We start from the raw sequence: 23,010 nt of genomic DNA on the forward strand, positions 1-23,010 counted from the left end.
GGTGGCATCGGCGTTGAAGGCGGGCATGGAAGGTGGACGTGACGGTCGGTTCCGTCGCATCCCCTGGTCGCGCGCAGCGGCCGGGCTAATTGAAACGCTTCCAGACAGGATGCGAGCCTGGGAGCCGTCTCCGCATGACGTTTCGTCTGACGCTGACCGTCAACAGTGAACCGCGCGCGATCGAACTCGACGATCCGCGCGTCACCCTCCTCGATCTCCTTCGTGAACGGCTCGGCCTCACCGGCTCGAAGAAGGGCTGCGATCGGGGCCAATGCGGCGCCTGCACCGTTCTGCTGAACGGGCGGCGGATCAATTCCTGCCTCGCGCTCGCCGTGAGCCTGGACGGGGCCGAGGTTCTGACCATCGAGGGTCTGGCGGTCGGCGAGCAGCTTCACCCGGTCCAGGCCGCCTTCATCGAGCATGACGGCTTCCAGTGCGGCTTCTGCACCCCGGGACAGATCATGAGCGCTGTCGGACTGATCCGCGAGGGCCGTGCGGGCGATGATCCCGAGCGGGTACGCGAGAGCATGAGCGGCAATCTCTGCCGTTGCGGCGCCTATATCGGCATCACCGAGGCCGTGCTCGACGCCCAGGCCCGCAGCGCCGGCGTCGATCAGGGAGACGCCGCGTGAACCGCTTCGACTATATCCGCGCCGGCAGCATTGCCGAAGCCGTCGCCGCGGCCGCCGAGCCGGGCGCGACCTATCTCGCTGCCGGCACCAACCTGCTCGACTTGATGAAGGGCGGCATCACCCGCCCCGGCCGCCTTGTGGATGTCACGCATCTTCCCGGCCTCGACCGGATCGAGCACTTGCCGGATGGAGGCATCCGTATCGGTGCGCTCGTGCGCAACAGCGACCTCGCCTACGATCCGCACGTCTCGAAAGCGCATCCCGCCGTGGCCGAAGCCCTGCTATCGGGGGCCTCGGCGCAACTGCGCAACGCGGCGACGGTGGCTGGCAACCTGCTGCAGCGGACCCGCTGCCCCTACTTCTACGACCCGGCCAGCGCCTGCAACAAACGCGATCCCGGCGCCGGCTGCGAGGCGCGCGGCGGCGAGACGCGGCTCCACGCCGTACTCGGCTGGAGCGAGCACTGCATCGCCACCCACCCCTCCGACTTCTGCGTGCCCCTGGTTTCACTCGATGCCACCGTCGAGATCGAGGGCCGAGCCGGCGCCCGCGAGGTGCCGCTCGACGCACTCTACCGCCTGCCGGAAGACCGGCCGGACCGGGAGACCGTGCTGGAACCCGGCGACCTCATCGTCGCCCTGCGCCTGCCGGCGGAAGCTGCGGACTTTGCCGGGCATTCCCGCTACCTCAAGGTCCGCGACCGCACCTCCTATGCCTTCGCCGTAGTTTCGGCCGCGGCCTCGCTGCGCTTCGATGGGGGGCGGGTCGGCGAGGCGCGGATCGCTCTGGGCGGCGTCGCGCTGAAGCCTTGGCGCGCCCGCGCGGCCGAGGCGGCGCTGGCCGGCGCGGAACTGAGCGAGCGGAGTTTGCGGGAGGCTGCCGATGCGGCCCTGGCCGAGGCTCGGCCTTCCGGCGACAACGCCTACAAGATCGAGCTGTCCCGCCGCCTGATCGTGCGGGCGCTGACCCTTGCCGCCGCCGGCACCCCGGAGCGCATGCCGGCGCTTCCGGCCTCCGCCTTCTCGGGAGACGCGCTCCATGCCTGACATTGCCTACGAGCAGGCCCGGCACGGGTCGAGTATCGGCCAGCCGCTCACCCGCCGCGACGGCCTCCTGAAGGTCACCGGGCAGGCGACCTACGCCGCCGACAACCGGCCGGAGAGCTTGCTTCACGCGGTGGTGGCGGTGAGCCGGATCGCCCGCGGCCGGGTCGCCGGCCTCGACGTCGCGGCGGCCAAGGCCCATCCCGGCGTGGTCGAGGTGATGACGGGCGCCAACGCGCCGCGGCTCGCCCAGGACCCGGACGCGAAGGACAACCCCTTCATGTTCCGGCTCGATCTGTTGCAGAACGACCGCGTCCGCTACGCACACCAGCCGATCGCGGTGGTGATCGCCGAGACCCTGGAGGCCGCGACCGAGGGCGCCGCGTTGCTGGCCCCGCGTTACGAGGTGGATTCGCCGCGTATCGGGCTCGATGCCGAGGCGCCGCAGGAGCCCGAGGGCGTCGGTGCCGGCGACAAGGCGATCGTGTCGCGCGGCGATGTCGAGGCCGGGCTGGGACAGGCGCAGCGCCGGGTCGAGGCGACCTACGAAACACCGGCGCAGTATCACAACGCGCTCGAACCCCACGCCATCGTGGCGCAGTGGGACGGCGACCGGCTCGTCGTCGACACGCCGAGCCAGGGGCTCACCATGGCCAAGATGCGGCTCGCCGGCCTGTTCGGGCTCAACCCGAAGAACATTCTCGTCCGCTCCCCCTTTCTCGGCGGCGGCTTCGGCTCGAAGGGCTTCCTGTCCGGGCCGCAGGTTCTCGGCGTGATGGCAGCCAAACTCGTCGGCCGTCCGGTGAAGCTCGTGCTGCGTCGGGAGCAGATGTTCGGCCCCGTCGGCCACCGCGCCGAGACGCGGCAGACGCTGCGGCTCGGCACCGATGCGTCGGGCGCACTCACCGCCCTCGACCACCACACACTGACGGCGACGAGCCGCTTCGACGAATTCTACGAGCCGGCCAGCGCCATCTCCCGCTACCTCTACGCCGCGCCCGCGGTCTCGACGCGCCATTCCGGCGTGCGGGTCGATACCGGCACGCCGCTCTTCATGCGTGCGCCCGGCGAGGCTTCGGGCAGCGTCGCCCTGGAGGGCGCGATCGACGAGATGGCGGAAGCCTGCGGCCTCGATCCGCTCGAATTCCGCTTGAAGAACTATGCCGAGGTCGAGCCGATCTCCGGCCGACCCTTCTCCTCCAAGGCCCTGCGTGCATGCTACGCCCAAGGCGCCGCCCGCTTCGGCTGGGACCGACGTGCCCCGGTGCCCCGATCGATGCGCGATTCGGCCGGGCACCTCGTCGGCTATGGCATGGGCACGGCCCTGTTCCCGGCTCTGATGATGCAGGCGGAAGCGCGGGCCGAGATTCGCGCCGACGGCACCGGCACCGTCGCGCTCGGCGCCCATGATATGGGGCAAGGCGCGTGGACCGCGCTGGCGCAGATCGCCGCCGACGGTCTCGGGATTGGCCTTGCGCAACTCGATTTCCAGAGCGGCACGTCGGACCTGCCGAATGCCGGCATCGCCGGCGGCTCGGCCCACACCGCCACCGCCGGCACGGCGATCCATTCCGCCGCTGCCGCGGTGCTGGCGCAACTCGCCGACCTCGCGACCAACGACGAACGATCGGCCCTGTATGGCGCCGGTAATGCCGGCGTCTACGCAAGCGGCGGTCGACTGATCCGACGGGACGACGAGGGACGCAGCGAGTCGTTCACCGAGATCCTGAACCGGGCCGGCCGCGCATCGGTCTCGGCGCAAGGGCAGGCCGCCCCCGATCCGGCCGCACGCGAGGCCTACGCGATGCACGCCCACGGCGCGGTCTTCGCCGAGGTCACCGTCGATCCCGATCTCGGCCAGATCCGCGTCACCCGGCTCGTCGGTGCTTTCGCCGCCGGCCGGATCGTCAACCCGCGCCTCGTCACGAGCCAATATTACGGCGGCATGATCTGGGGCGTGTCCTTCGCGCTCCACGAAAACGCCGCGGTCGATCCCCGCTCGGGCCGGGTGATGAACGCCAATCTCGGCGAGTACCATGTGCCCGTGAACGCCGACGTGCCGTCGATCGAGGCGATCCTCGTCGACGAGCACGACCCGCACGTGAACCCGCTCGGCATCAAGGGCGTCGGCGAGATCGGTATCACCGGTACAGCGGGCGCCATCGCCAACGCGGTGTATCACGCGACGGGGATCAGGGTGCGCAAGACGCCGATCACGCTGGACCGATTGCTGGGTTGATCGGCGCTTCCAAGACACCGCCCTCATCCTGAGGTGCCGCGAAGCGGCCTCGAAGGATCGTCCAGATCCCGCTCGATCCCTGGAAGATCCTTCGAGGCCCGCTGACGCGGGCACCTCAGGATGAGGATCAGGATGGGAGAAGTGGGGTCAGATGGTTTCGCCTGATGGCGAGCCGGGGCGATGCAAATCGACGGCTTCCTCCAGAAGCGTCAGCGCCTCCGCCACCGACAGCCGCCGGATCTCGGCCCGGCCCGGATCGCCGAAACGCCGCTCGACGTGGCGGGTGGCGCCGCCCTTCACGGCGAGCCCGAAATGCACGAGGCCGACCGGCTTGGCGTCACTGCCGCCGCCCGGCCCGGCGATGCCGGTCACCGAGACCGCCACGTCCGCGTGTGACGCGGCGAGCGCGCCTTCCGCCATGGCGCGGGCGACCGGCTCGCTCACCGCGCCGTGCGCCGCGATGAGGTCCATCGGCACGCCGATCGATTCGGCCTTCGCCTCGTTGGAATAGGTGACGAAGCCGCGCTCCACCACCGCGGAGGAACCGGGCACTGCCGTGAGCAGCCCGGCCACGAGACCACCGGTGCAGGACTCGGCGGTCGCGATGCGTTGGCCCGCTGCCGCGTAGGCCCGCACCAGCGCCTCGGCGCGGGCCAGCAGAGCGGCGTCAGCGATCACGAGCGGCGCTCGTTGGTCTCCGCCTCGGTCTCCAGCTCCGCGCAGACCTCCGGCAGCCGCACCGTCGCGGCGGCTTGGGCGGCGAGGCCCTCGGCGCGCCCGACGAAGCCGAGCTTTTCCGTGGTGGTCGCCTTGATCGAGACAGAGGAGAGCGGCACGCCTGCGATCTCGGCGATGCGGGCGCGGATGGCCTCGCGGTGCTGGCCGATGCGGGGGGCTTCCGCGAGCACCGTGATGTCGAGATGGTCGATCTTGCCGCCGCGCGCGCGCACCAATTCGCAGGCATGGGCCAGGAACTGATCGGAGGCCGCGCCGCGCCACTTCTCGTCGGAGGGCGGGAAATGCGTGCCGATGTCGCCGTCGGCGATGGCGCCGAGCAGCGCGTCGGTGAGCGCGTGCAGAGCCACGTCGCCGTCGGAATGGGCGAGCACGCCCCGGTCGGCGGGGATCTTCACGCCGCCGAGCCAGACATGGTCGCCCTCCGTGAAGGCGTGGACGTCGAAGCCGGTGCCGAGGCGGGTCACGTAGGTGGTCATGGGGTCATCCGATATCGCGGGCGCAGGTTCAGAGAAAGACCGTCCGGAGAATGCCCGGTCGGCCTCGATCAGGTCCGCGGCCTGGGTGATCTTGCGGTTGCGGGCGTCGCCCTCGAACACCACGACCGGCAGCCCGGCCCATTCGGCGAGCGCCCCGTCATCGGTGAAGCCATCGCGGCCCTCGGCGACGGCTCGGCGATGCGCGTCGAGAAGCAGACCGAAGCGGAAGCTCTGCGGGGTCTGCACGGCGCGAAGATTTTCGCGAGCCGGGGTTTCGTGGACGCGGCCGATGCCCGGCGCGATCTCCTCCACGAGCTTGATCGTGTCGGAGACCGCGATGCCCGGCACCGATGCGCCGTGCTCGGAGCCGGCCGCGACCGCGCGGGCGATCAGCGCCTCGTCCACGAAGGGCCGCGCCGCGTCGTGGACGAGCACGAGATCGGGCGCGCCTAAGCGGGCGAGCCCTTCGAGCCCGGCCGCCACCGATTGCTGGCGCGTCGCCCCGCCCGGCACCGGCTCGGCGAGTTTTTCACGCTGCGCCGGCTCGAGATCGGCAAGGCATTCGCGATAGAAGTCCTGCGCATCCGGCGCGATCACCGGCTGGATGCGGGCGATGCGGGGCGATTGCGCCAGCGCCGCAAGCGTCCGCGTCAGGACGGCTCGGCCGCCGACGCGGCGATATTGCTTGGGTAAATCGCCGCCGACGCGCAGGCCCTTGCCGGCCGCCACCACGACCGCCGCCACCGATTTACGCCCCGATCCCTGCCCGGGCGGCCGCGCGGCTTGGTCGGACATGCTGGGCCTCGAATGGAAATCATCTGGGGATGGATGGGGATCGCCGCGTCCTTATGCGTCAAGATGCGCGAAGGCAAACGCAGCAGGCGCTTGCGTCCGCCCGCCATTTGGCTACTTATTGAGCACAATGACACGTGACCATTATTTGAGCGCACTGCGTGGGGCTGACGATCCGGGGGCGAAGAGCCCGCCGGTCCTGCTGGCACCGCTGTCGGGCGTCACCGACCTCCATATGCGCCGTCTCGCCCAGCGGCTCGGTGCCAGCGCGGTGGTCTCCGAGATGGTCGCGGCGGCCGAACTGGCGAAGGGTGACGCCGAATCGCAGGTCCGGGCCGAGGGCGCGGGGGTGGACCCGCATGTGGTGCAGCTCGCCGGCTGCGCGCCCGAACCGATGGCCGAGGCCGCCCGCATCGCCGTGGCGAACGGCGCGGACGCCATCGACATCAACATGGGCTGCCCGGCCAAGACCGTGACGGGCGGCGAATCGGGTTCGGCCCTGATGCGCGACCTCGACCACGCCGCGCGCCTCCTCGTGGCGGTGCGCGGCGCGGTCGACATGCCCGTCACCGTGAAGATGCGGCTCGGCTGGGATCACGCGAGCCTCAACGCCGCCGAACTGGCACGGCGCGCCGAAGCGCTCGGGCTCGACGGCGTGACGGTTCACGGCCGCACCCGGCAGCAATTCTACAAGGGCCGGGCCGATTGGTCGGCGATCCGTTCCGTGGTCGAGGCGGTGCGCATCCCCGTCATCGCCAACGGCGACATCACCGGCCTGGAGGAGGCCCGCGCCTGCCTCAGCCAATCCGGTGCGGCGGGCGTGATGGTCGGGCGCGCGGCGGTCGGGCGCCCCTGGCTCGTCGGCGAGATCGCCGCCGGCCTCGCCGGGCGCGTGGCGCCGCCGCTCTCGGCCGAGCAGCGGGCGGCGGTCGCGGCCGAGCATTACCAGGGTTTGATCGCGCTCTACGGCGCGGCGATGGGCGTGCGCCACGCCCGCAAGCATCTCGCGGCCTATGCCGATGCGGCCGGCGGACTGACCCCGGACGACCGGCGCCGTCTCGTCACCACGCACGATCCGGCGGAGGCGCTCCGCCTCTTGCAACGCGCGTTCCTCGAACCGGCCGGGGTGGCGACCACGCCCCTCGGCAAGGCGGCCTGATGCCCTTTTCCGACGAGCCCACTCCTGAATCCCTGCCGCCGGCCGAGGCGGTGCTGAACTCGCTGCCGCTGCCGGTCCTCACCATCGGGCCGGACGAGCGGATCCTGCGGGTCAACCACGCCGCCGAACTGTTCTTCGACGCCTCGGCCCGGCTGATGCTGCGGGGGCGGCTGCGCGACATCATCCCGTTCTCCTCGCCGATCATCGCGCTGGTGACCGAGGTGCGCCGCCGCCGCTCCTCCGTGTCGGAATACCGGGTCGAGCTGGTCCAGCCGCGCTCGGGGACCGAGCGCAGCGTCGACGTCTTCGCCACGCCCCTGCGGGACGAGGACGATTCGGTGGTGCTGATGCTGCAAGAGCGCACCATCGCGGACAAGATGAACCGGCAGCTCACCCATCGCGGCGCCGCGCGCTCGATGGTGGCGCTCGGCGCGATGCTCGCTCACGAGATCAAGAACCCGCTCGCCGGCATCCGCGGCGCGGCGCAGCTTCTCGAACAGGAGAGCGACGAAGAGGACCGGCTACTGACCCGCCTGATCTGCGACGAGTCGGACCGGATCGTGCGCATCGTCGAGCGGATGGAGTTGTTCGGCGACGAGCGGCCGGTGGAGCGCGGCCCCGTCAACGTCCATGGCGTGCTCGATCAGGTGAAGCGCTCGGCCCAGTCCGGCTTTGCCCGTCACATCCGTTTCGTCGAGAACTACGATCCCTCGCTGCCGCCCGTCCTCGGCAACAGGGACCAGTTGATCCAGGTGATCCTGAACCTCGTGAAGAACGCGGCCGAGGCGATCGGCACGGACACGGTCGAGGGCGAGATCACCCTCTCGACCGCCTTCCGCACCGGCCTGCGCCTCCAGATCCCCGGATCGCGCGAGCGCGTCAGCCTGCCGATCGAAGTCGCGGTGCGCGACAACGGGCCGGGTATCCCGACCGACATGCTGTCGGACCTGTTCGACCCCTTCGTCACCACCAAGGTGCAGGGCTCCGGCCTCGGACTTGCATTGGTGGCCAAGATCGTCGGCGACCATGGGGGCATCGTCGAATGCGATCCCGTACCCCGCCGCACCGCCTTCCGGATCCTCCTTCCCATGTCGAGCGCCCGCGACGGGCGTGAATCGGCCGCGGAGCGCTGAGTCGAGAGCTATGCCCAACGGCCACATCATCGTCGCGGACGACGACGCCGCGATCCGCACCGTGCTCAACCAGGCCCTGTCCCGGGCCGGCTACGAGGTTCGCACCACCTCGAACTGCTCCACGCTCTGGCGCTGGGTCGCGCAGGGCGAGGGCGACCTCGTCATCACCGACGTGATGATGCCGGACGAGAACGTGTTCGACCTGCTGCCGCGCATCAAGCGCGTTCGGCCGGAACTGCCGATCATCGTGATGAGCGCGCAGAACACCTTCATGACCGCGATCCGCGCCTCCGAGCGCGGCGCCTACGAGTACCTGCCCAAGCCCTTCGACCTGAAGGAGCTGATCGCGATCGTCGGCCGGGCGCTGTCACGCCCCCGCGGGACGCCCGCGCCCGGCGCCGGGCCGGAGAACGAGGACATCCCGCTGGTCGGCCGCTCGCCGGCCATGCAGGAGATCTACCGGGCGCTGGCCCGGCTGATGCCGACCGACCTCACGGTCATGATCACGGGCGAGTCCGGCACCGGCAAGGAGTTGGTCGCCCGGGCGCTGCACGATTACGGCCGCCGCCGCACCGGACCGTTCGTGCCCGTGAACATGGCGGCGATCCCCCGCGACCTCATCGAATCCGAGCTGTTCGGCCACGAGAAGGGCGCCTTCACCGGCGCGCTCTCGCGCTCGGCCGGGCGGTTCGAGCAGGCGGAGGGCGGCACGCTGTTCCTCGACGAGATCGGCGACATGCCGATGGAGGCGCAGACCCGGCTGCTGCGGGTGCTTCAGCAGGGCGAGTACACCACCGTCGGCGGGCGGGTGCCGATCAAGACCAACGTCCGCATCATCGCCGCGACCAACAAGGATCTGCGCGTCTCGATCCAGCAGGGCATCTTCCGCGAGGACCTGTTCTTCCGGCTCAACGTCGTGCCGCTGCGGCTGCCGGCCCTGCGCGAGCGGGCCGAAGACGTGCCGGACCTGATCCGCCACTTCTTCGTGCTGGTGGAGCGCGAGGGGCTGACCCGCAAGACGCTGGACGGCGACGCCATGGAGCGGCTCAAGCGCTACCGCTGGCCCGGCAACGTGCGCGAACTCGAAAACCTCGTCCGGCGCCTGGCGGCGCTCTACCCGCAGGAGACCATCACCGGCCCGGTGATCGAGGCGGAACTCGACACCCTGCCGCTCGCCCAGCCCACGGCCAACGGCAACGGAGCGGCCCGCAAGAACGCAAACGGCGCCTCCGACAGCGAGACCCTGTCCGGCGCGGTCGAGCGGCACCTCGCCGACTACTTCTCGGGCTACCGCGACGCCCTTCCCCCGCCCGGCCTCTACCACCGCATCCTGCGCGAGATCGAAGGCCCCCTGATCGGTGCGGCGCTCGCCGCCACCCGCGGCAACCAGATCCGCGCGGCGGAACTGCTGGGGGTCAACCGCAACACCCTGCGCAAGAAGGTGCGGGATCTCGATCTGCAGGTGTTCCGCACTTCGCGGTGAGGCGTCCGCGTTCGGTTGCGTATCCGGGCCAGACGCAACGGCGGCCCTGAGACGTGATCCGATCTTTCAGGATCGGATCACCTCTCTCGATGGCAACGGTCTCGCCATCCGCCAAGCGTCCCGTCGAGGCACGGTACGACCTGGCGGATGCGCCGATCATCCGAAGTTCAATGTCGTCGAAGCGATGTGCTTCGTGATCTGTGATTTTTTCTGGTCAGTGATATTCTGGGACACTGATTCCCAAACGTTCATATCCAAGTCGAGGGTGATCGCGGAACTCGTGACATTAACGCCCTCGTGATGGAACGAGACGAACATGGACCGCCAATCCTGGAAAGCGATATCCATGCTCAGATAGACGAGCGTGACCGACGCCTGCCCTTGATCGACCTTGAGGGGACCGAAAGCGAGGTTGGTCCTCTTGGTGTCCGATGAGGCTGCATTCCACCAGAATGTTAGGAAGTCTTTGGTTCCATCATCGCCCGGGTCACTCGACATCAGTTGCGCGAGGGCCTCGTACCCTGCCATTTCGGTGGGCCCGAAGTAAGTAGACAGGAGAGAGTTCAGGATTTCCCCGACATCGATCGTGCCGCTATAAGTGTTTTGGCTGATCCCTCCTGTTGTCGCGCTTTTGGCTGCAAAAAGCCAATCGATAGATATATCGAGGCACTCGGCCAGCCGGCAGATGTTTTCGATGCTGATATTCTTACCAGATTTCCATCGCGTCAAAGCGATTTTATTCACACCGATTTCATCGGCTAAAGCGTACAACTTGCGGATACCTCGTGCCGCTAGAGCTTGTTCTAGTCGCTCCGGGAATGATTCTGACATTTCAGCAGAGAACGGGTCCGAAGCGAGCTGACCACCACCCTACATGAAATCCACCTGCCGAGACTATTACCCTAGGTTGTCCATAGGCATATTGCGCCGAGTCCCGGACGCTGCGGCTGGTTTGCGGCGCGGCGGCGCGGATCGCCATGGCCCCTCGCATCGCGACCGGCAGCGGCTCCTGTTCCAGGCTCGCCAACTCCGCTAAAGGCGCGCCATGCTGCGCCTTCGCGAGTACCAGCGCGCCGCCCTCGACGCGCTCGATTGTCATTGGGACCAGGGCGGCGGGCCCGGCCTCGTCGTGCTGCCGACCGGCGCCGGCAAGGCGCTCGTCATCGCCGCGCTGATCCGCGAATGGCTGGATCGGGCGCCGGAGGCGCGGATCTGCGTTCTTACCCATGTCCGCGAACTCGTCGTGCAGAACCACGGCGAGTTGCTGGCCTACTGGCCCGAGGCGCCCGCCGGCATCGTCTCCGCCGGCATCGGCCGGCGGGAAGTTCACGCGCAGGTCACCTTCTGCTCGATCCAATCCGTGCGTGACCGGGCCGCGTTGTTCGGCGCCATCGACCTCATCGTGATCGACGAGGCCCATCTCGTGCCGCGTGCGAGCGAGACGGGATACGGCCGCTTCCTCGCCGCAGCGCGGGCCGGCAACCCGGATCTCAAGGTCGCGGGCTTCACCGCCACGCCTTACCGGCTCGATTCCGGCCGGCTCGACGAGGGCGAGGGCCGCGTGTTCGAGCGGATCGTTTACGAATCGCTGGTCGGCGACCTGATCCATCAGGGCTTTCTGGCGCCCCTGGTTTGCAAGGCGACCGCGCTCGCCCTCGACGTGTCGGGGGTGCCGAAGCGCGGCGGCGACTACATCCCCTCGGCGCTGGAGGCGGCGGTCAACCGCGAATGGATCACCCGCGCGGCGGTCGAGGAGATGGTAGGCTATGGCCGCGAGCGGCGGGCGTGGCTCGCCTTCTGCGCCGGGCTCGCCCACGCGGCCTCCGTGCGCGATGCGATCCGGGCGGAAGGAATCTCCTGTGAGACCGTCACCGGCGAGATGGGAAAGCGCGAGCGTGACCGCATCGTGCGCGACTTCCGCGCCGGAAAGATCCGCTGCCTCGTCTCGGTCGGCGTGCTCTCCACCGGCTTCAACGTGCCGGAAGTCGATCTCATCGCCCTGCTGCGCCCGACCCAATCGGCCGGGCTCTACGTGCAGCAGGTTGGCCGGGCCTTGCGCCGGGCGCCGGGCAAGTCGGATGCGATCGTGCTCGATTATGCCGGACTGGTGCGGATGCACGGTCCCGTGGACGCGGTGACCGCCCGCAGCGTCGCGCTCGGCCCGGCGGCGTCGGGAATGGCGCGGGCCAAACCCTGCCCCGGCTGTGGCGCGCTGATCGCGCTCAACGCCAGCACCTGCGAAGCCTGCTGGGTGGAGCCCGAACCGGAGGACGAGGAGGCACCTCACGCCGCGAGCGCGGAGGACGCCATGCCGATCCTGTCCGAATCGATCTGCCCCTGGCGCGAGGTGACCGGCTGGTGCCTCGACCGCGGTCCCGGCGGCTCCGGCCCGGACCGGCTCGTCGTCGCCCTGCGCTGGCGAGGCGGCGGCTGCCGGGTCGAGGTCTGCCTGGAGCATTCCGGCCATGCCCGCGAGAAGGCGGTGCAATGGTGGCGCGCGTTCGGCGGCGCCGATCCGGTGCCGATGTCGGTCGCCGCAGCGCTGCAACGGACGGACGAGTTGGAGCGGCCGGAGACCCTCCGGGTGGAGGCCGCCGGCCGGCTTTCCGAGAGCGTGACGGTGCATTTTTCCGACGGGCGGCGGTTCCGCGACCTGCGCCGCTGGGGCACCCTGGCCGCCTGATCGGATCCTCGTAGGGGCCGATTCGTATTAATTTCGCCACACTGATGTGGCCCCGCATCAGTGATGCCGCTTCTGTCGCGACGTTCTGAAAACGTGCCGTCCGATGCCCCGTCCCCCGAGGACGGCGCCGAGGCGGTCGCGCGCCGGTTCGACTCGCCCCCGCGCGGGCCGGGCTGGATCGGGGCGGCGGTGGTGCTCACGGCGCTGATTTCCGCCTCGGTCACTTTCCTCATCCTCGCCGGCATCATCCAGATCACGCGGACGCCGACGACCGGCGTGGCCTTGCTCTCGGTCAACGCCGCGCTGGTTCTCGCGCTGGTCGTCGTGATCGCCTGGGAGGCGCGGGTCTTCCTGCATGCCCGGCGCACCCACGCCTCGGTGGCGCGGCTGCACACCCGCATCGTCGGCCTGTTCAGCCTGATTGCGATCCTGCCGACGATCCTGCTCGCCATCGTCGCCTCGGTGACGATCGATGTCGGCTTGTCGCTCGGCTTCACCGACCGCGTCCGTGACGTGGTGCTCAAATCGGTTCAGGTCGCCGACGCCTATCAGGAGAATCACTGCCAGTCGCTCGCCCGCGAAATCCGCATCTTCGCCGACGACCTGACGCGGGCGCGGCCGAATTTTGATGTGAACCGCGAGTGGTTCGAGGGCTTCATGACCACCCGCGCCCAGGCGCTCGGCCTGCCGATCGTCAAGATCATGCGCGGGCCGAACGAGGTGGTGGCGCGTGCCAATATCGACGTGCTCAAGCAGACGCGCCTGCCCTCGGCCGCCGCCTTCGAGGATGCGGCGAAGTCGAGCGACCCGATCTGCCTGCTGCCGAACGAGGGCCGGGTCTTCGCCGCCCTGATGCGGATGCCGGCCTACGACAACGCCGTGCTGCTGGTGCAGCGCGAGGTAAGCCAGCTCGCGATCGACTTTCCCGGTGTCGCCCGCGCCGCGGCGGCCGAGTACCTGACCTTCGACGAACTGCGCCGTTACGTGCAGATCGCCTTCGCCTCGGTCTTCATCCTGATCGCGCTGATCACGCTGCTGTCGGCGGTCTGGTTCGGGCTGAACTTCGCCAACCGTTTCGTCGCTCCGATCCGCCGGCTCATCAACGCCGCCGACGAGGTCGCCGCGGGCAATTTCTACGCCCGCGTTCCGGCGCGCAAATCCGACGGCGACCTCGCCCATCTCGGCGAGAGCTTCAACACGATGACGCAGGAGCTGCGCCGCCAGCACGATGGCCTACGCGCGGCCAACGACCTGATCGACCGCCGCCGCCGCTTCACCGAGGCCGTGTTGTCGGGCGTCTCGCCCGGCGTGCTCGGCGTCGATGCCGATGGCGTCATCACCATCGCCAATCCCGGCGCGGAACGGACTCTGGGCCTCACGGCCCAGGAACTCGTCGGACAGCCGCTGACGAATGTCGTGCCGGAGATCGCCGCTTTGTTCCCGGAGGCGGAGGGACGCCACCGCGCCCTGCAGCAGCAGATCCAGCTCGTGCGCGGCGGCCGCGAGCGCACCATTGCCGTCCGCGTCACCAGCGAGCAGGCGCAGGGCGAGGCGCGGGGCTACGTCGTCACGCTGGACGACATCACCGATCTCGTCACGGCGCAGCGCACCTCGGCCTGGGCGGACGTGGCCCGCCGCATCGCCCACGAAATCAAGAACCCGCTGACGCCGATCCAGCTCTCGGCCGAGCGCATCCGGCGCAAATACGGAAAAGTGATCACGACCGACAAGGACGTGTTCGAGCAGTGCACCGCCACGATCGTGCGGCAGGTGGACGAGATCAAGCGGATGGTGGACGAGTTCTCCTCGTTTGCCCGGATGCCGAAGCCGGCGATCACGCAGCAGGATCTGGCCGAGATCGCGCGCCAGAACCTGTTCATGCTGCGCATGGCGCATCCCGATCTTGATTTCCCCTTCGAAACGGTCGGCGAGGACGAGAAGGGCCGCGTCGTCGCCGCCTTCGACGTGCGGCTGTTCTCCCAGGCGCTCACCAACATCCTCAAGAACGCCGTCGAGGCGGTTCAAGCGGTGCCGGAGGACGTGCTGACGGCCGATGGTGGCAAGGGTCGGGTCGCCCTGACGCTGGTCGTCGAAGAGGCATTCGTGGTGATCGAGGTCACCGATAACGGAAAAGGCTTTCCGGCAGAGGGGCGCCAGCGCTTGCTCGAACCCTATATGACGACCCGCGAGGGCGGGACCGGCCTCGGACTCGCGATCGTTTCCAAGGTGCTCGAAGAGCATGGCGGGGGGATCGAGCTGAACGATAACCCGGAGGGGCGCGGCGGACAGGTCCGCATGCGGCTGCCGCGGGAAGTCGGGCGGCCGGACGAACGGAATTCCGGGACCGGTGCGGGACAGGAGCGGGAGCGCTCCGCCACACCGGACACGCGTGACAGGACAACGATGGATAAGAATACGGAGGACGCCATGGAAGCGCGACGCGTCGCGGAGGTGCAGCCATGAGCGCCGATATCCTGATCGTCGACGACGAGGCCGACATCCGCGATCTGGTCGCGGGCATCCTGGACGACGAGGGGCACCGCACCCGAACCGCCGCCGGGTCCGACGAGGCGCTGGCGGCGATCGAATCACGCCGGCCCCACCTCGTTTTCCTCGATATCTGGCTCCAGGGCTCGCGCCTCGACGGGTTGCAGGTGCTCGACCTGATCAAGGCGGGCCACCCGGATCTGCCGGTGGTGATGATCTCGGGCCACGGCAATATCGAGACCGCGGTGGCGGCGATCAAATCCGGCGCCTACGACTTCATCGAGAAGCCGTTCAAGGCCGACCGCCTGATCCTCGTCGCCGAGCGGGCGCTCGAAGCCTCGCGCCTCAAGCGCGAGGTGCGCGACCTCAAGGTCCGCTCGGGCCAAGCCAGCCGCATCGTCGGCGGCTCGGTCGCGGTCAACCAGCTCCGCCAGACCATCGAACGCGTGGCGCCGACCAACGCCCGCGTGATGATCTCGGGGGCGCCGGGCGCCGGCAAGGAGCTCTCGGCGCGCACGCTGCACGCCGCCTCCTCGCGGGCGAGCGGGCCCTTCGTCGTCATCAACGCCGCGACGATCACGCCGGACACGATGGAAGCCGAGTTGTTCGGCGTCGAGGGCGGCGAGGGTCGGGTGCGGCGCGTCGGTGCCCTGGAGGAGGCGCATGGCGGCTCGCTCTACATCGACGAAGTCGCTGACATGCCGAAGGAAACGCAGAGCCGGATTCTACGCGTCCTCGTCGATCAGAACTTCCAGCGCGTCGGCGGCACGGCCCGCGTCCATGTCGATGTGCGCATCATCTCCTCCTCGTCCCGCGACCTGACGGAGGAGATCGCCGCAGGGCGCTTCCGCGAGGATCTCTTCCACCGCCTCTCGGTGGTGCCGATCCGCATTCCCTCGCTGGCCGAACGGCGTGAGGACGTGCCGGAGCTCATCACCTTCTTCATGGAGCAGATCTCGGCCGCCACCGGCCTGCCGCGACGGCGCATCGCCGAGGACGCGATGGCGGTGCTCCAGTCGCACGACTGGCCCGGCAACGTCCGCCAGCTGCGCAACAACGTCGAGCGGCTGATGATCCTGACCCAGAGCGATCCGGAGCAGGACGTCACCTCCGAGATGCTGCCGACCGAGATCGGCGCGCTGGTGCCGACGACGCCGACGGGTGCCGGCGGCGAGAAGCTGATGAGTCTGGCCCTGCGCGAGGCCCGCGAGATCTTCGAGCGGGAATACCTCATCGCCCAGATCGCCCGCTTCTCCGGCAACATCTCCCGCACGGCCGAATTCATCGGCATGGAGCGCTCGGCCCTCCACCGGAAGCTGAAGTCGCTCGGCATCGGCCCATAAGACGTCACTCGCGAAACGCCCGCTCGCCGATCGTCTGCCCTCCGGGCACGGCGGCTCGGCGGGCGTGTTGTGACAGAGGCTCATCGGCCGCTGCCGGTTCGGCGGGCGAATCGGCGGCGCGAGCGGTTGCAAGGGGTGGATATTGACGCTTTGCGCTGCGGGGGGCCTCTTGCATCGCGGCAAGCTTCGCCCTGTAATAGAAATGGCCCGGCAGAGCGGTCCCAGCATGTGAGAGCGCCGCCCCGCGCTTCAGCCACGGGACCCTGCTGATCCGTGGCGCGAGTCTCGAACTAAGGATAAAAAGAAATGGCGGGCGAGCGCGCTCAGAACCTCCAGGACACGTTCCTGAATCATGTCCGTAAGAACAAGATCCCGCTGACGATCTTCCTCGTCAATGGGGTCAAGCTTCAAGGTGTCGTGACCTGGTTCGACAACTTCTGCGTCCTGCTCCGTCGGGACGGGCACTCGCAACTCGTCTACAAGCACGCGATCTCAACGATCATGCCGGGTCATCCGGTGCAGCTGTTCGAGCCGGACGAAACGGCGCCTGAAAAGGCCTGAGCGCGCGAAGCGGGCCGGCTCCCCTTATTTGCGGCAGCCAGCGGATGTAAAATTGCGTCATCGTTCCGACATAAGGGAACGATGACACGGAGACGCCATGACTGAAATCCTTCCGCCCGGCGAAGCGCGCCTGCAGGCGAAGGCCGCCCCCGAGGGCGAGATTGCCGCCGCGACCCGCACGCTGGTTCTCGGCCCCTATCTCACACGCGCCGCTCAGCGGCTCGCACCCGGACAGACGGAAACCGTGCGCTCCGACGAGGCGCGGCTCGACGAAGCGGTCGGATTGGCGGCCGCCATCGAACTCGACGTCACCCAGGCGATCTCGGTGCATCTCCAGCGCCCGCGTCCCTCGACCTATCTCGGCAAGGGCCGGGTCGAGGAGATCGCCGGGCTCATCAAGGCCGAGGAGATCGGCCTCGTGGTGATGGATTGCGCGCTCTCGCCGGTGCAGCAGCGCAATCTCGAAAAGGCTTGGGGCGCCAAGGTCATCGACCGCACCGGCTTGATTCTCGAGATTTTCGGCCGGCGCGCCTCGACCCGCGAGGGCACGCTTCAGGTCGAGCACGCCCATCTCGCCTATCAGAAGTCCCGTCTCGTGCGGTCGTGGACCCACTTGGAGCGGCAGCGCGGCGGCTTCGGCTTCCTCGGCGGCCCCGGTGAGACCCAGATCGAGGCTGATCGGCGGATGATTCAGGAGCGGATGACCCGAATCGAGCGCGATCTCGAAGCCGTCACCCGTACCCGTGGTCTCCACCGCAAGAGCCGCGCGCGGGTGCCTTATCCGATCGTGGCGCTGGTCGGTTACACCAATGCCGGCAAGTCAACGCTGTTCAATGCCCTGACCAAGGCCGAGGTGCGGGCGCAGGACATGTTGTTCGCCACCCTCGATCCAACCGCGCGGGCGACCAAGCTGCCGCACGGCGAGACGGTGATTCTCTCCGACACGGTGGGCTTCATCTCCGACCTTCCGACCTCCCTGATCGCCGCCTTCCGCGCCACGCTGGAAGACGTGATCGAGGCGGACATCCTGCTGCACGTGCGCGACGTCTCGCATGGCGATACCCAGGCCCAAGCCGAGGATGTCGAGGGCGTGCTGCGCGAACTCGGAATCGAGGCGGATGCGGAGCGGATCATCGAGGTGTGGAACAAGGCCGACCTCCTCGACGAGGGCGAGCGCACCCGTCTGCTCAATCTCAGCGCCGCGCATCGCGGTGCCGGACCGGCCCCGATTCTCATCTCAGCCTTGACGGGGGAAGGTCTTCCGGAACTCACCGAGCGGATCGAGGGGCAGGTGGCGCGGGCGCGCTCGACCTTCGCGGTGACGCTTCCGCCCGAGGACGGCGCCGCTCTCAACTGGCTCTACGAGAACGCCGAGGTCCTCGATCGCCAATCCGAGACCGGCGGCGCGATCGCCCTGACGATCCGCATCGCGCCGGAGAAGGAACCCCGCTTTCTCAACCGGTTCGAGGCGGCCCAGCGCGTCGGCGGTCCACAGAGTTCTCCGGCCGCTTAGGGCCTCGTCCGCTTGCGGGTGGCAATTCGGCGCAGAGAAGATTCCAGCAAACGAAAAGGCCGGTGCCGCCCATCGCGGCACCGGCCTTTTCCTGTTCCGGAGCTTCGTCCCGAAAGCCAGTCGCCGGCTTTCGGGTCGCGTCTCTGCGCTTGCCGTCAGTCCTTCGGCGCGGCGTGGGCGACCATCGCGAGGCTGTGGTGCAGGCCGCTCGCGCCGCCGCCGACGACCTCGACCCTGGACCCGGTCTTCGCCCGCCGCGTCGCCCATTCCCGGATCATCTCCAGGCAGGTGTGATCGACGTGGCGCAGATCCTGCGCCTCGAGCCGGACCGGCGAGCCTTCCGGCGTCCGCTCCAGCGCCGCAGTGAGGTGCGGCAGTTGGAGGAAGGTCGCAGAGCCCGAGAGCCGCAGTTCCGGCACCGCCTGAAGCGCTCCGCCCTGCATGGTCTGCGCCGCGCCACCCTCGATCTTGAGCGGGCCACGCAGGTAGTGCGGGATCACCTGAACGAGGCTGAGCGCGAGGCCCGTGAGAACACCGGTCAACAGGTCGGTGGCGACGACCATCACCATGGTAGCCAACCAGATCGCGGCGGTCGGCAGGCCGTAACGCTTGTGCAGGTGGAAGGCGTGGGCGGGGCTCACGAGGCGCCAGCCCGTCACGACGAGGATTCCGGCGAGGGAGGCCGTCGGCACGACCTTCAGCACCATCGGCAGGACCAGCAGGAAGGCGAGGATCCAGCTCCCGTGCAGGATGGTGGAGGCTCGCGTCGCCGCGCCCGCCTGGACGTTGGCCGAGGAGCGGACGATCACGCCGGTCATCGGCAGGCCGCCCGCGAGGCCGCAGAGGATGTTGCCGATACCCTGCGCCCCGAGTTCGCGGTTGTACTGCGTGCGCGGGCCGTCATGCATCCGGTCCACCGCCGCCGCCGAGAGCAGGCTCTCCGCGCTGGCGATGACCGCAAGGGTGACCGCCATCAGGATCATCGCCGGCTCGGCCAGACGGCTCCAGTCGCCCATCCCCGGCATGGTCACGGCGGAGAAGATGTTCTCCGGCACCTCGACGCGCTTGACATCCATGCTGCCGACGGCCGCGACGAGCGTGCCGGCCAGGACGCCCATCAGCGCACCGGGGATCAGCTTGAGCTTGGCCGGACGGACCTTCTCCCAACCGATCATCGCAACGATGGTGGCGAGGCCGACGATCACGGCCCCGGGGCGGTTGCCGTCCGGACCGGAGACGAAGTTGAAGAACGCGGCGGGGATGGCGACGAGGTTGTCGAGGCCGCTGGCCTTGGGCAGCGCGTCCGTCAACACGTGGATCTGGGCCAGCACGATCAGGATGCCGATGCCGGCGAGCATGCCGTGCACGACCGCCGGCGAGATCGCCCGGAACCAGCCGCCGACCCGGAGCGCCCCGGCAAGAAGCTGGATGGCGCCCGCCGCGACGAGGACCGGCCCGAGCGCGTCGATACCGTGCTCACGCACGAACTCGAAGACGATGACGGCAAGGCCCGCGGCCGGGCCGCTGACCTGAAGCGGCGAGCCGGCGAGGAAGCCGACGACGATGCCGCCGATCATGCCGGTGATGAGACCGCGCTCGGCTGGCACACCGGAGGCCATGGCAATGCCCATGCAGAGGGGCATCGCCACGAGGAAGACGACGAAGGAGGCCGGAAGATCCCGGCCGATGGTCGACGGCATCAGCCGGGCGAGGGAGGCGCGCATGGCGAGATCTACTCCGCTGCGATGGCGTGGGGGACGGCTTCGGGGCCGGCGAATTCGGGGGTGGCGATCCGCGACGCCGAAGCCTGGGCGACGGGGACCCCCGTGGCTTCGTCGATGGGGATGAAGCGGCTGCGCTCGCCGCAATAGGCGAGCACTTGGCCACTCTCGATTTCGAAGAACCAGCCGTGCAGTCTGAGCTTGCCGCGGGCCAAAGCCGTCGCCACGCTCGGATGGGTGCGAAGATTGCTGAGCTGCACCACGACGTTTTCGAGGGCGACGGCGCGGTGGCGCTCCTTCGGGTCCATGCCCTCGGGATAGGCTTCGCAGACGATCTGTTTCGCCGCATGGCTGTGGCGCAGCCACGCCGCCACGTTGGGCATGTTGCCCAGCGCCTCGGGATTCATAAGTCCCTTCATGGCGCCGCAATCGGAATGACCGCAGATCACGATGTCGAGCACGCCGAGTGCGACGACCGCGTACTCGATCGCGGAGGACACGCCGCCGTTCTGCTGCGAGAAGGGCGGCACGATGTTGCCGGCGTTCCGGCATACGAACAGGTCGCCCGGACCGGCCTGCGTGATGTGCTCGGGCGAGACGCGGGAATCGGCGCAGGCGATGATGAGCGCCTGCGGCTGCTGGCCGTCGCGCACCAGCCGCTGATACATCTGCTGCTGGCCCGGAAAGACCGTTCCCCGGAAGTTCGAGAGGCCTTGGATGATGCCGTCCACGTCAAACCCCGCTGTCCGTCACCACGCGTGAGCCGACACGCCGGGACGCATGAGATGTTGGCTGGATGACAGGCGCATCCCGCCTGTCGCTCCGCGAAGTCCGATCAGGCGAGACGCGGTGATGCCGACGCCTCCGTCAGGCATAAGGCCGCCCGCGCCGCCGCAAGGACTGCGACGACGTGTGAGCCGGTACGGTGTCGTCCGGGATACCCGGTCGGCCCGAAGCGGGGCGGCCGGAGTCGGATGGCGGGGACGTGGCCGGCAGCGGGGGTTGAGCGCCGCCGGCGGACAAGCCTTGCTTAGCGCGCCCGGCGCGGAGCGGTGCCGGCGGACCAGCGCGACTCGACCGAGCCCATGCGTGCGGCAGGGCGAATGTCGCCGCCCTTGGCGCCGGCGTTCTCGCTGAGCATCGGCGCGCCGAGGATCTGGCCCGAGCCCGAACGCTGCGAGTGAAGCGATCGGGGGTCGTGGTAGGGATCGTCCACGTAGCTGCTCATGAAGCCGCCGCCCGCCTGCTGGCGGCTGCCATTTCCACCGTCCTGAGCCTGCGCCGTGAGCGGCAAAGCAACGGCCGCAGCCGCCAGGAAACCGAGTGTCACAATGCGCTTCATATCGAACATCCTCTCGTAATCCCTGAGTTGCGAATTATTTTTCGTCTTCTTCAGGTGTCGCAATGAGACAGTAATTCCACGAATTATATTTGGAAAGTGCGTTTTATCACCGGAATATACTCATGATTTAATCCTGGCAGATTGTTTGCCCGGTGCGCAACGGCACATTTCAACGATAAACTAGACGTGATCGAGGGATGAAAATTGATTGCGATTGGTCAGGATTAAATCCGACGGCACTTCGCTGAACTACCTAATCATAGATCGACGATAAGAGCAGCGGTCGATCATCAAGGTCGCCCATCCCGCGAAACAGCGCAGCGCCTGAACCAGGGCGGCGGCCTCCATCGCGAACCGATCAAGCCGTCGCCAGACGACCGGATCGGAGCGGCGGACTTGGAACGACTGACGTTTCGTCGGAGCAGAGCGGTGAGCTGCAAAGAGCAGCCGCGCCGGCGAGGGGCATTTTCAAAGAGCGGACGAGGATATCAGCAGCGACGCTTGATCGATCGTCCGTCGATCGAAATGTCTTCAAGCCGGGCGGACACCTTCAGAGCGGAGTGATCTCCGTCGATTTTCAATCCGCGCCGTTGCTTGGCCTCGATATGATCGTAAAAAAATACAGTCGTCGAAGCACGGCGCGCGCTCCGACGATCGTTGCGCCACGATCACTCAGTGCTTTCGCTTGTCCTCGCCGTGAGGTCCCGCGCGAAAGCTCGGCCTCGAAGCATCCCGCAGGGTCGATCCCGTGGCATCGCTTCTGCGGGGACGCGCTGCGCCGTGCTTCGAAGCTCAGCGATTCACCCGGTAGAACTGTCACGGTCCCCGGAGGAGAGCGGCAACGGCCTCTCAGCGGTGCCTGGCCGCTTGCTTGCGCTTGAGGAAGGCTTCCATCTGCGCGATTTCCGTATCCTGCGCCTTCACGATGTCTTCGGCGAGCTTGCGGATCTCGGGATCCTTCGAGTGTTCGAGGGCGATCTTCGCCATCTCGATCGCGCCGCGATGATGCGGGATCATCCCGCGCACGAAATCGAGATCGATGTCGTTGGTGTAGCGGATGTCCATCTCGCGGTGCATGCGGGCGTCGGCCTCGCGAAACGCCTTGGTCGCCGCGCTGTCCTGCACCGCGGCCTTCGCATCCGGTTGACCGTGCCCGTGATGGTGGTGCGGGTCCTGAGCGAGGGCTGTGCCGGCCAAAATACTGGCGACGAGAACCGCGAGGATTGTCTTCGACATCGAGAATGCTCCTGGTATCGCGAATAGAAATCAGTCGAAGCGGGCGCTGGCTGTGACGCCGCCCGGCCCGGTGATGCGCACCGCGCCGCCGGGACGGTCCCCCAGGGCGGCCTCGGCCGTTCCGGTGAGCCGATTGCCCGCTGGACTGAGGAGTATGCGGGCCGTCTTGGCTCCGGATTTGAGGATGGCGACCGCCTTGAACCCCTCGGCCGGCAGGGGCTTGCCGTCACCGTCGCTGAGATAGACCGAGACGGTCTCGGCCCGTGTCACGAGTTCGGCGTGCCACGCGCCCGCATCCTCGACGCGACCGCCATTGGGGCCGGGCGGATGGTCATGGGCGTGCTGGCCGCTCGCGGGTGCGGCCAGCAGAAGCAAAGCCAGCACGGCGCAGGACATCGGGCGGTTCATCGATCGTCTCCTGGAATGCGG

The 23,010-nt window shown here is 68.4% G+C and carries 19 protein-coding genes; 11 read left to right on the plus strand and 8 right to left on the minus strand.

Annotated features, from left to right (window positions below; genetic code table 11):
• The first annotated feature begins 134 nt into the window (after positions 1 to 134).
• Genes E4V01_RS12480 through E4V01_RS12490 form a run of 3 tightly spaced genes read left to right on the plus strand, consistent with a single transcriptional unit; the run spans position 135 to position 3,914 of the window.
• A complete protein-coding gene (locus tag E4V01_RS12480) occupies positions 135 to 632 on the plus strand; it encodes a (2Fe-2S)-binding protein (RefSeq protein ID WP_135298554.1) in 498 nt (165 codons plus the stop codon).
• Positions 629 to 1,678, plus strand: a complete 1,050-nt coding sequence (locus tag E4V01_RS12485) for a xanthine dehydrogenase family protein subunit M (RefSeq protein WP_135298555.1) — start codon at positions 629 to 631, stop codon at positions 1,676 to 1,678. The genes E4V01_RS12480 and E4V01_RS12485 overlap by 4 nt, the downstream gene beginning before the upstream one ends.
• Positions 1,671 to 3,914 carry a xanthine dehydrogenase family protein molybdopterin-binding subunit gene (locus E4V01_RS12490; RefSeq protein WP_135298556.1) on the plus strand — a complete coding sequence of 748 codons (2,244 nt, stop codon included), beginning with the start codon at positions 1,671 to 1,673 and terminating at the stop codon, positions 3,912 to 3,914. The genes E4V01_RS12485 and E4V01_RS12490 overlap by 8 nt, the downstream gene beginning before the upstream one ends.
• Before the next feature lie 147 nt (positions 3,915 to 4,061).
• Here E4V01_RS12490 and E4V01_RS12495 read toward each other — a convergent pair whose 3' ends face one another.
• Positions 4,062 to 4,592 carry a CinA family protein gene (locus tag E4V01_RS12495; protein WP_135298557.1) on the minus strand — a complete coding sequence of 177 codons (531 nt, stop codon included), beginning with the start codon at positions 4,590 to 4,592 and terminating at the stop codon, positions 4,062 to 4,064.
• On the minus strand, positions 4,589 to 5,923 hold the full coding sequence (locus tag E4V01_RS12500) for a bifunctional 2-C-methyl-D-erythritol 4-phosphate cytidylyltransferase/2-C-methyl-D-erythritol 2,4-cyclodiphosphate synthase (protein ID WP_135298558.1): 1,335 nt from the start codon (positions 5,921 to 5,923) through the stop codon (positions 4,589 to 4,591). Before E4V01_RS12500 ends, E4V01_RS12495 begins: the two co-directional genes overlap by 4 nt.
• A 127-nt stretch (positions 5,924 to 6,050) precedes the next feature.
• Here E4V01_RS12500 and dusB point away from each other — a divergent pair, with 127 nt between their 5' ends.
• From dusB to ntrC, 3 genes are read left to right on the plus strand one after another with little or no spacing between them, the layout of a single operon-like run.
• On the plus strand, positions 6,051 to 7,079 hold the full coding sequence (gene dusB, locus E4V01_RS12505) for a tRNA dihydrouridine synthase DusB (protein WP_135298559.1): 1,029 nt from the start codon (positions 6,051 to 6,053) through the stop codon (positions 7,077 to 7,079).
• Complete coding sequence (locus E4V01_RS12510; RefSeq protein ID WP_135298560.1) at positions 7,079 to 8,212, plus strand: nitrogen regulation protein NR(II); 1,134 nt, start codon at positions 7,079 to 7,081, stop codon at positions 8,210 to 8,212. The genes dusB and E4V01_RS12510 overlap by 1 nt, the downstream gene beginning before the upstream one ends.
• 10 nt (positions 8,213 to 8,222) lie before the next feature.
• Positions 8,223 to 9,695, plus strand: a complete 1,473-nt coding sequence (gene ntrC / locus E4V01_RS12515) for a nitrogen regulation protein NR(I) (RefSeq protein WP_135298561.1) — start codon at positions 8,223 to 8,225, stop codon at positions 9,693 to 9,695.
• 156 nt (positions 9,696 to 9,851) lie between these two features.
• On the opposite strand, the gene E4V01_RS12520 is transcribed toward ntrC, so the two are convergent.
• A complete protein-coding gene (locus E4V01_RS12520) occupies positions 9,852 to 10,526 on the minus strand; it encodes a helix-turn-helix domain-containing protein (RefSeq protein WP_135298562.1) in 675 nt (224 codons plus the stop codon).
• Positions 10,527 to 10,740: 214 nt separating this feature from the next.
• Here E4V01_RS12520 and E4V01_RS12525 point away from each other — a divergent pair, with 214 nt between their 5' ends.
• The 5 genes from E4V01_RS12525 to hflX all read left to right on the plus strand — a co-directional run bounded on the left by E4V01_RS12525 (position 10,741) and on the right by hflX (position 18,282).
• The gene (locus E4V01_RS12525; protein ID WP_135298563.1) at positions 10,741 to 12,378 is read left to right on the plus strand and encodes a DEAD/DEAH box helicase; all 1,638 of its coding nucleotides are present in this window, start codon (positions 10,741 to 10,743) and stop codon (positions 12,376 to 12,378) included.
• Between the two features lie 63 nt (positions 12,379 to 12,441).
• Positions 12,442 to 14,841: a PAS domain-containing sensor histidine kinase gene (locus E4V01_RS12530; RefSeq protein ID WP_135298564.1), complete on the plus strand. Its 2,400-nt coding sequence runs from the start codon at positions 12,442 to 12,444 to the stop codon at positions 14,839 to 14,841.
• Positions 14,838 to 16,208 (plus strand): sigma-54 dependent transcriptional regulator, encoded by a 1,371-nt coding sequence (locus E4V01_RS12535; protein WP_060770241.1) that lies wholly within the window; start codon positions 14,838 to 14,840, stop codon positions 16,206 to 16,208. The genes E4V01_RS12530 and E4V01_RS12535 overlap by 4 nt, the downstream gene beginning before the upstream one ends.
• A gap of 306 nt (positions 16,209 to 16,514) precedes the next feature.
• Positions 16,515 to 16,769, plus strand: coding sequence for an RNA chaperone Hfq (gene hfq, locus E4V01_RS12540; RefSeq protein ID WP_003600267.1), 255 nt, complete (start codon positions 16,515 to 16,517; stop codon positions 16,767 to 16,769).
• Between the two features lie 97 nt (positions 16,770 to 16,866).
• Positions 16,867 to 18,282 (plus strand): GTPase HflX, encoded by a 1,416-nt coding sequence (hflX, locus tag E4V01_RS12545; protein WP_060770242.1) that lies wholly within the window; start codon positions 16,867 to 16,869, stop codon positions 18,280 to 18,282.
• Positions 18,283 to 18,437: 155 nt separating this feature from the next.
• Here the strand turns inward: hflX and E4V01_RS12550 are convergent, their stop codons facing one another.
• The 5 genes from E4V01_RS12550 to E4V01_RS12570 form a co-directional block, all read right to left on the minus strand.
• Entirely contained in the window at positions 18,438 to 20,006 is a 1,569-nt protein-coding gene (locus E4V01_RS12550) for a SulP family inorganic anion transporter (RefSeq protein ID WP_135298565.1), read from the minus strand.
• Positions 20,007 to 20,014: 8 nt separating this feature from the next.
• Entirely contained in the window at positions 20,015 to 20,734 is a 720-nt protein-coding gene (locus E4V01_RS12555; RefSeq protein ID WP_135298566.1) for a carbonic anhydrase, read from the minus strand.
• Between the two features lie 299 nt (positions 20,735 to 21,033).
• The gene (locus E4V01_RS12560) at positions 21,034 to 21,345 is read right to left on the minus strand and encodes a hypothetical protein (RefSeq protein ID WP_060772285.1); all 312 of its coding nucleotides are present in this window, start codon (positions 21,343 to 21,345) and stop codon (positions 21,034 to 21,036) included.
• An 849-nt stretch (positions 21,346 to 22,194) separates the two neighbouring features.
• Positions 22,195 to 22,581: a DUF305 domain-containing protein gene (locus tag E4V01_RS12565; protein ID WP_135298567.1), complete on the minus strand. Its 387-nt coding sequence runs from the start codon at positions 22,579 to 22,581 to the stop codon at positions 22,195 to 22,197.
• Positions 22,582 to 22,611: 30 nt separating this feature from the next.
• Positions 22,612 to 22,989, minus strand: a complete 378-nt coding sequence (locus tag E4V01_RS12570) for a hypothetical protein (RefSeq protein WP_135298568.1) — start codon at positions 22,987 to 22,989, stop codon at positions 22,612 to 22,614.
• Positions 22,990 to 23,010: the final 21 nt, after the last annotated feature.

Source organism: Methylorubrum sp. Q1, from assembly GCF_004683995.1.
GTDB lineage: Bacteria > Pseudomonadota > Alphaproteobacteria > Rhizobiales > Beijerinckiaceae > Methylobacterium.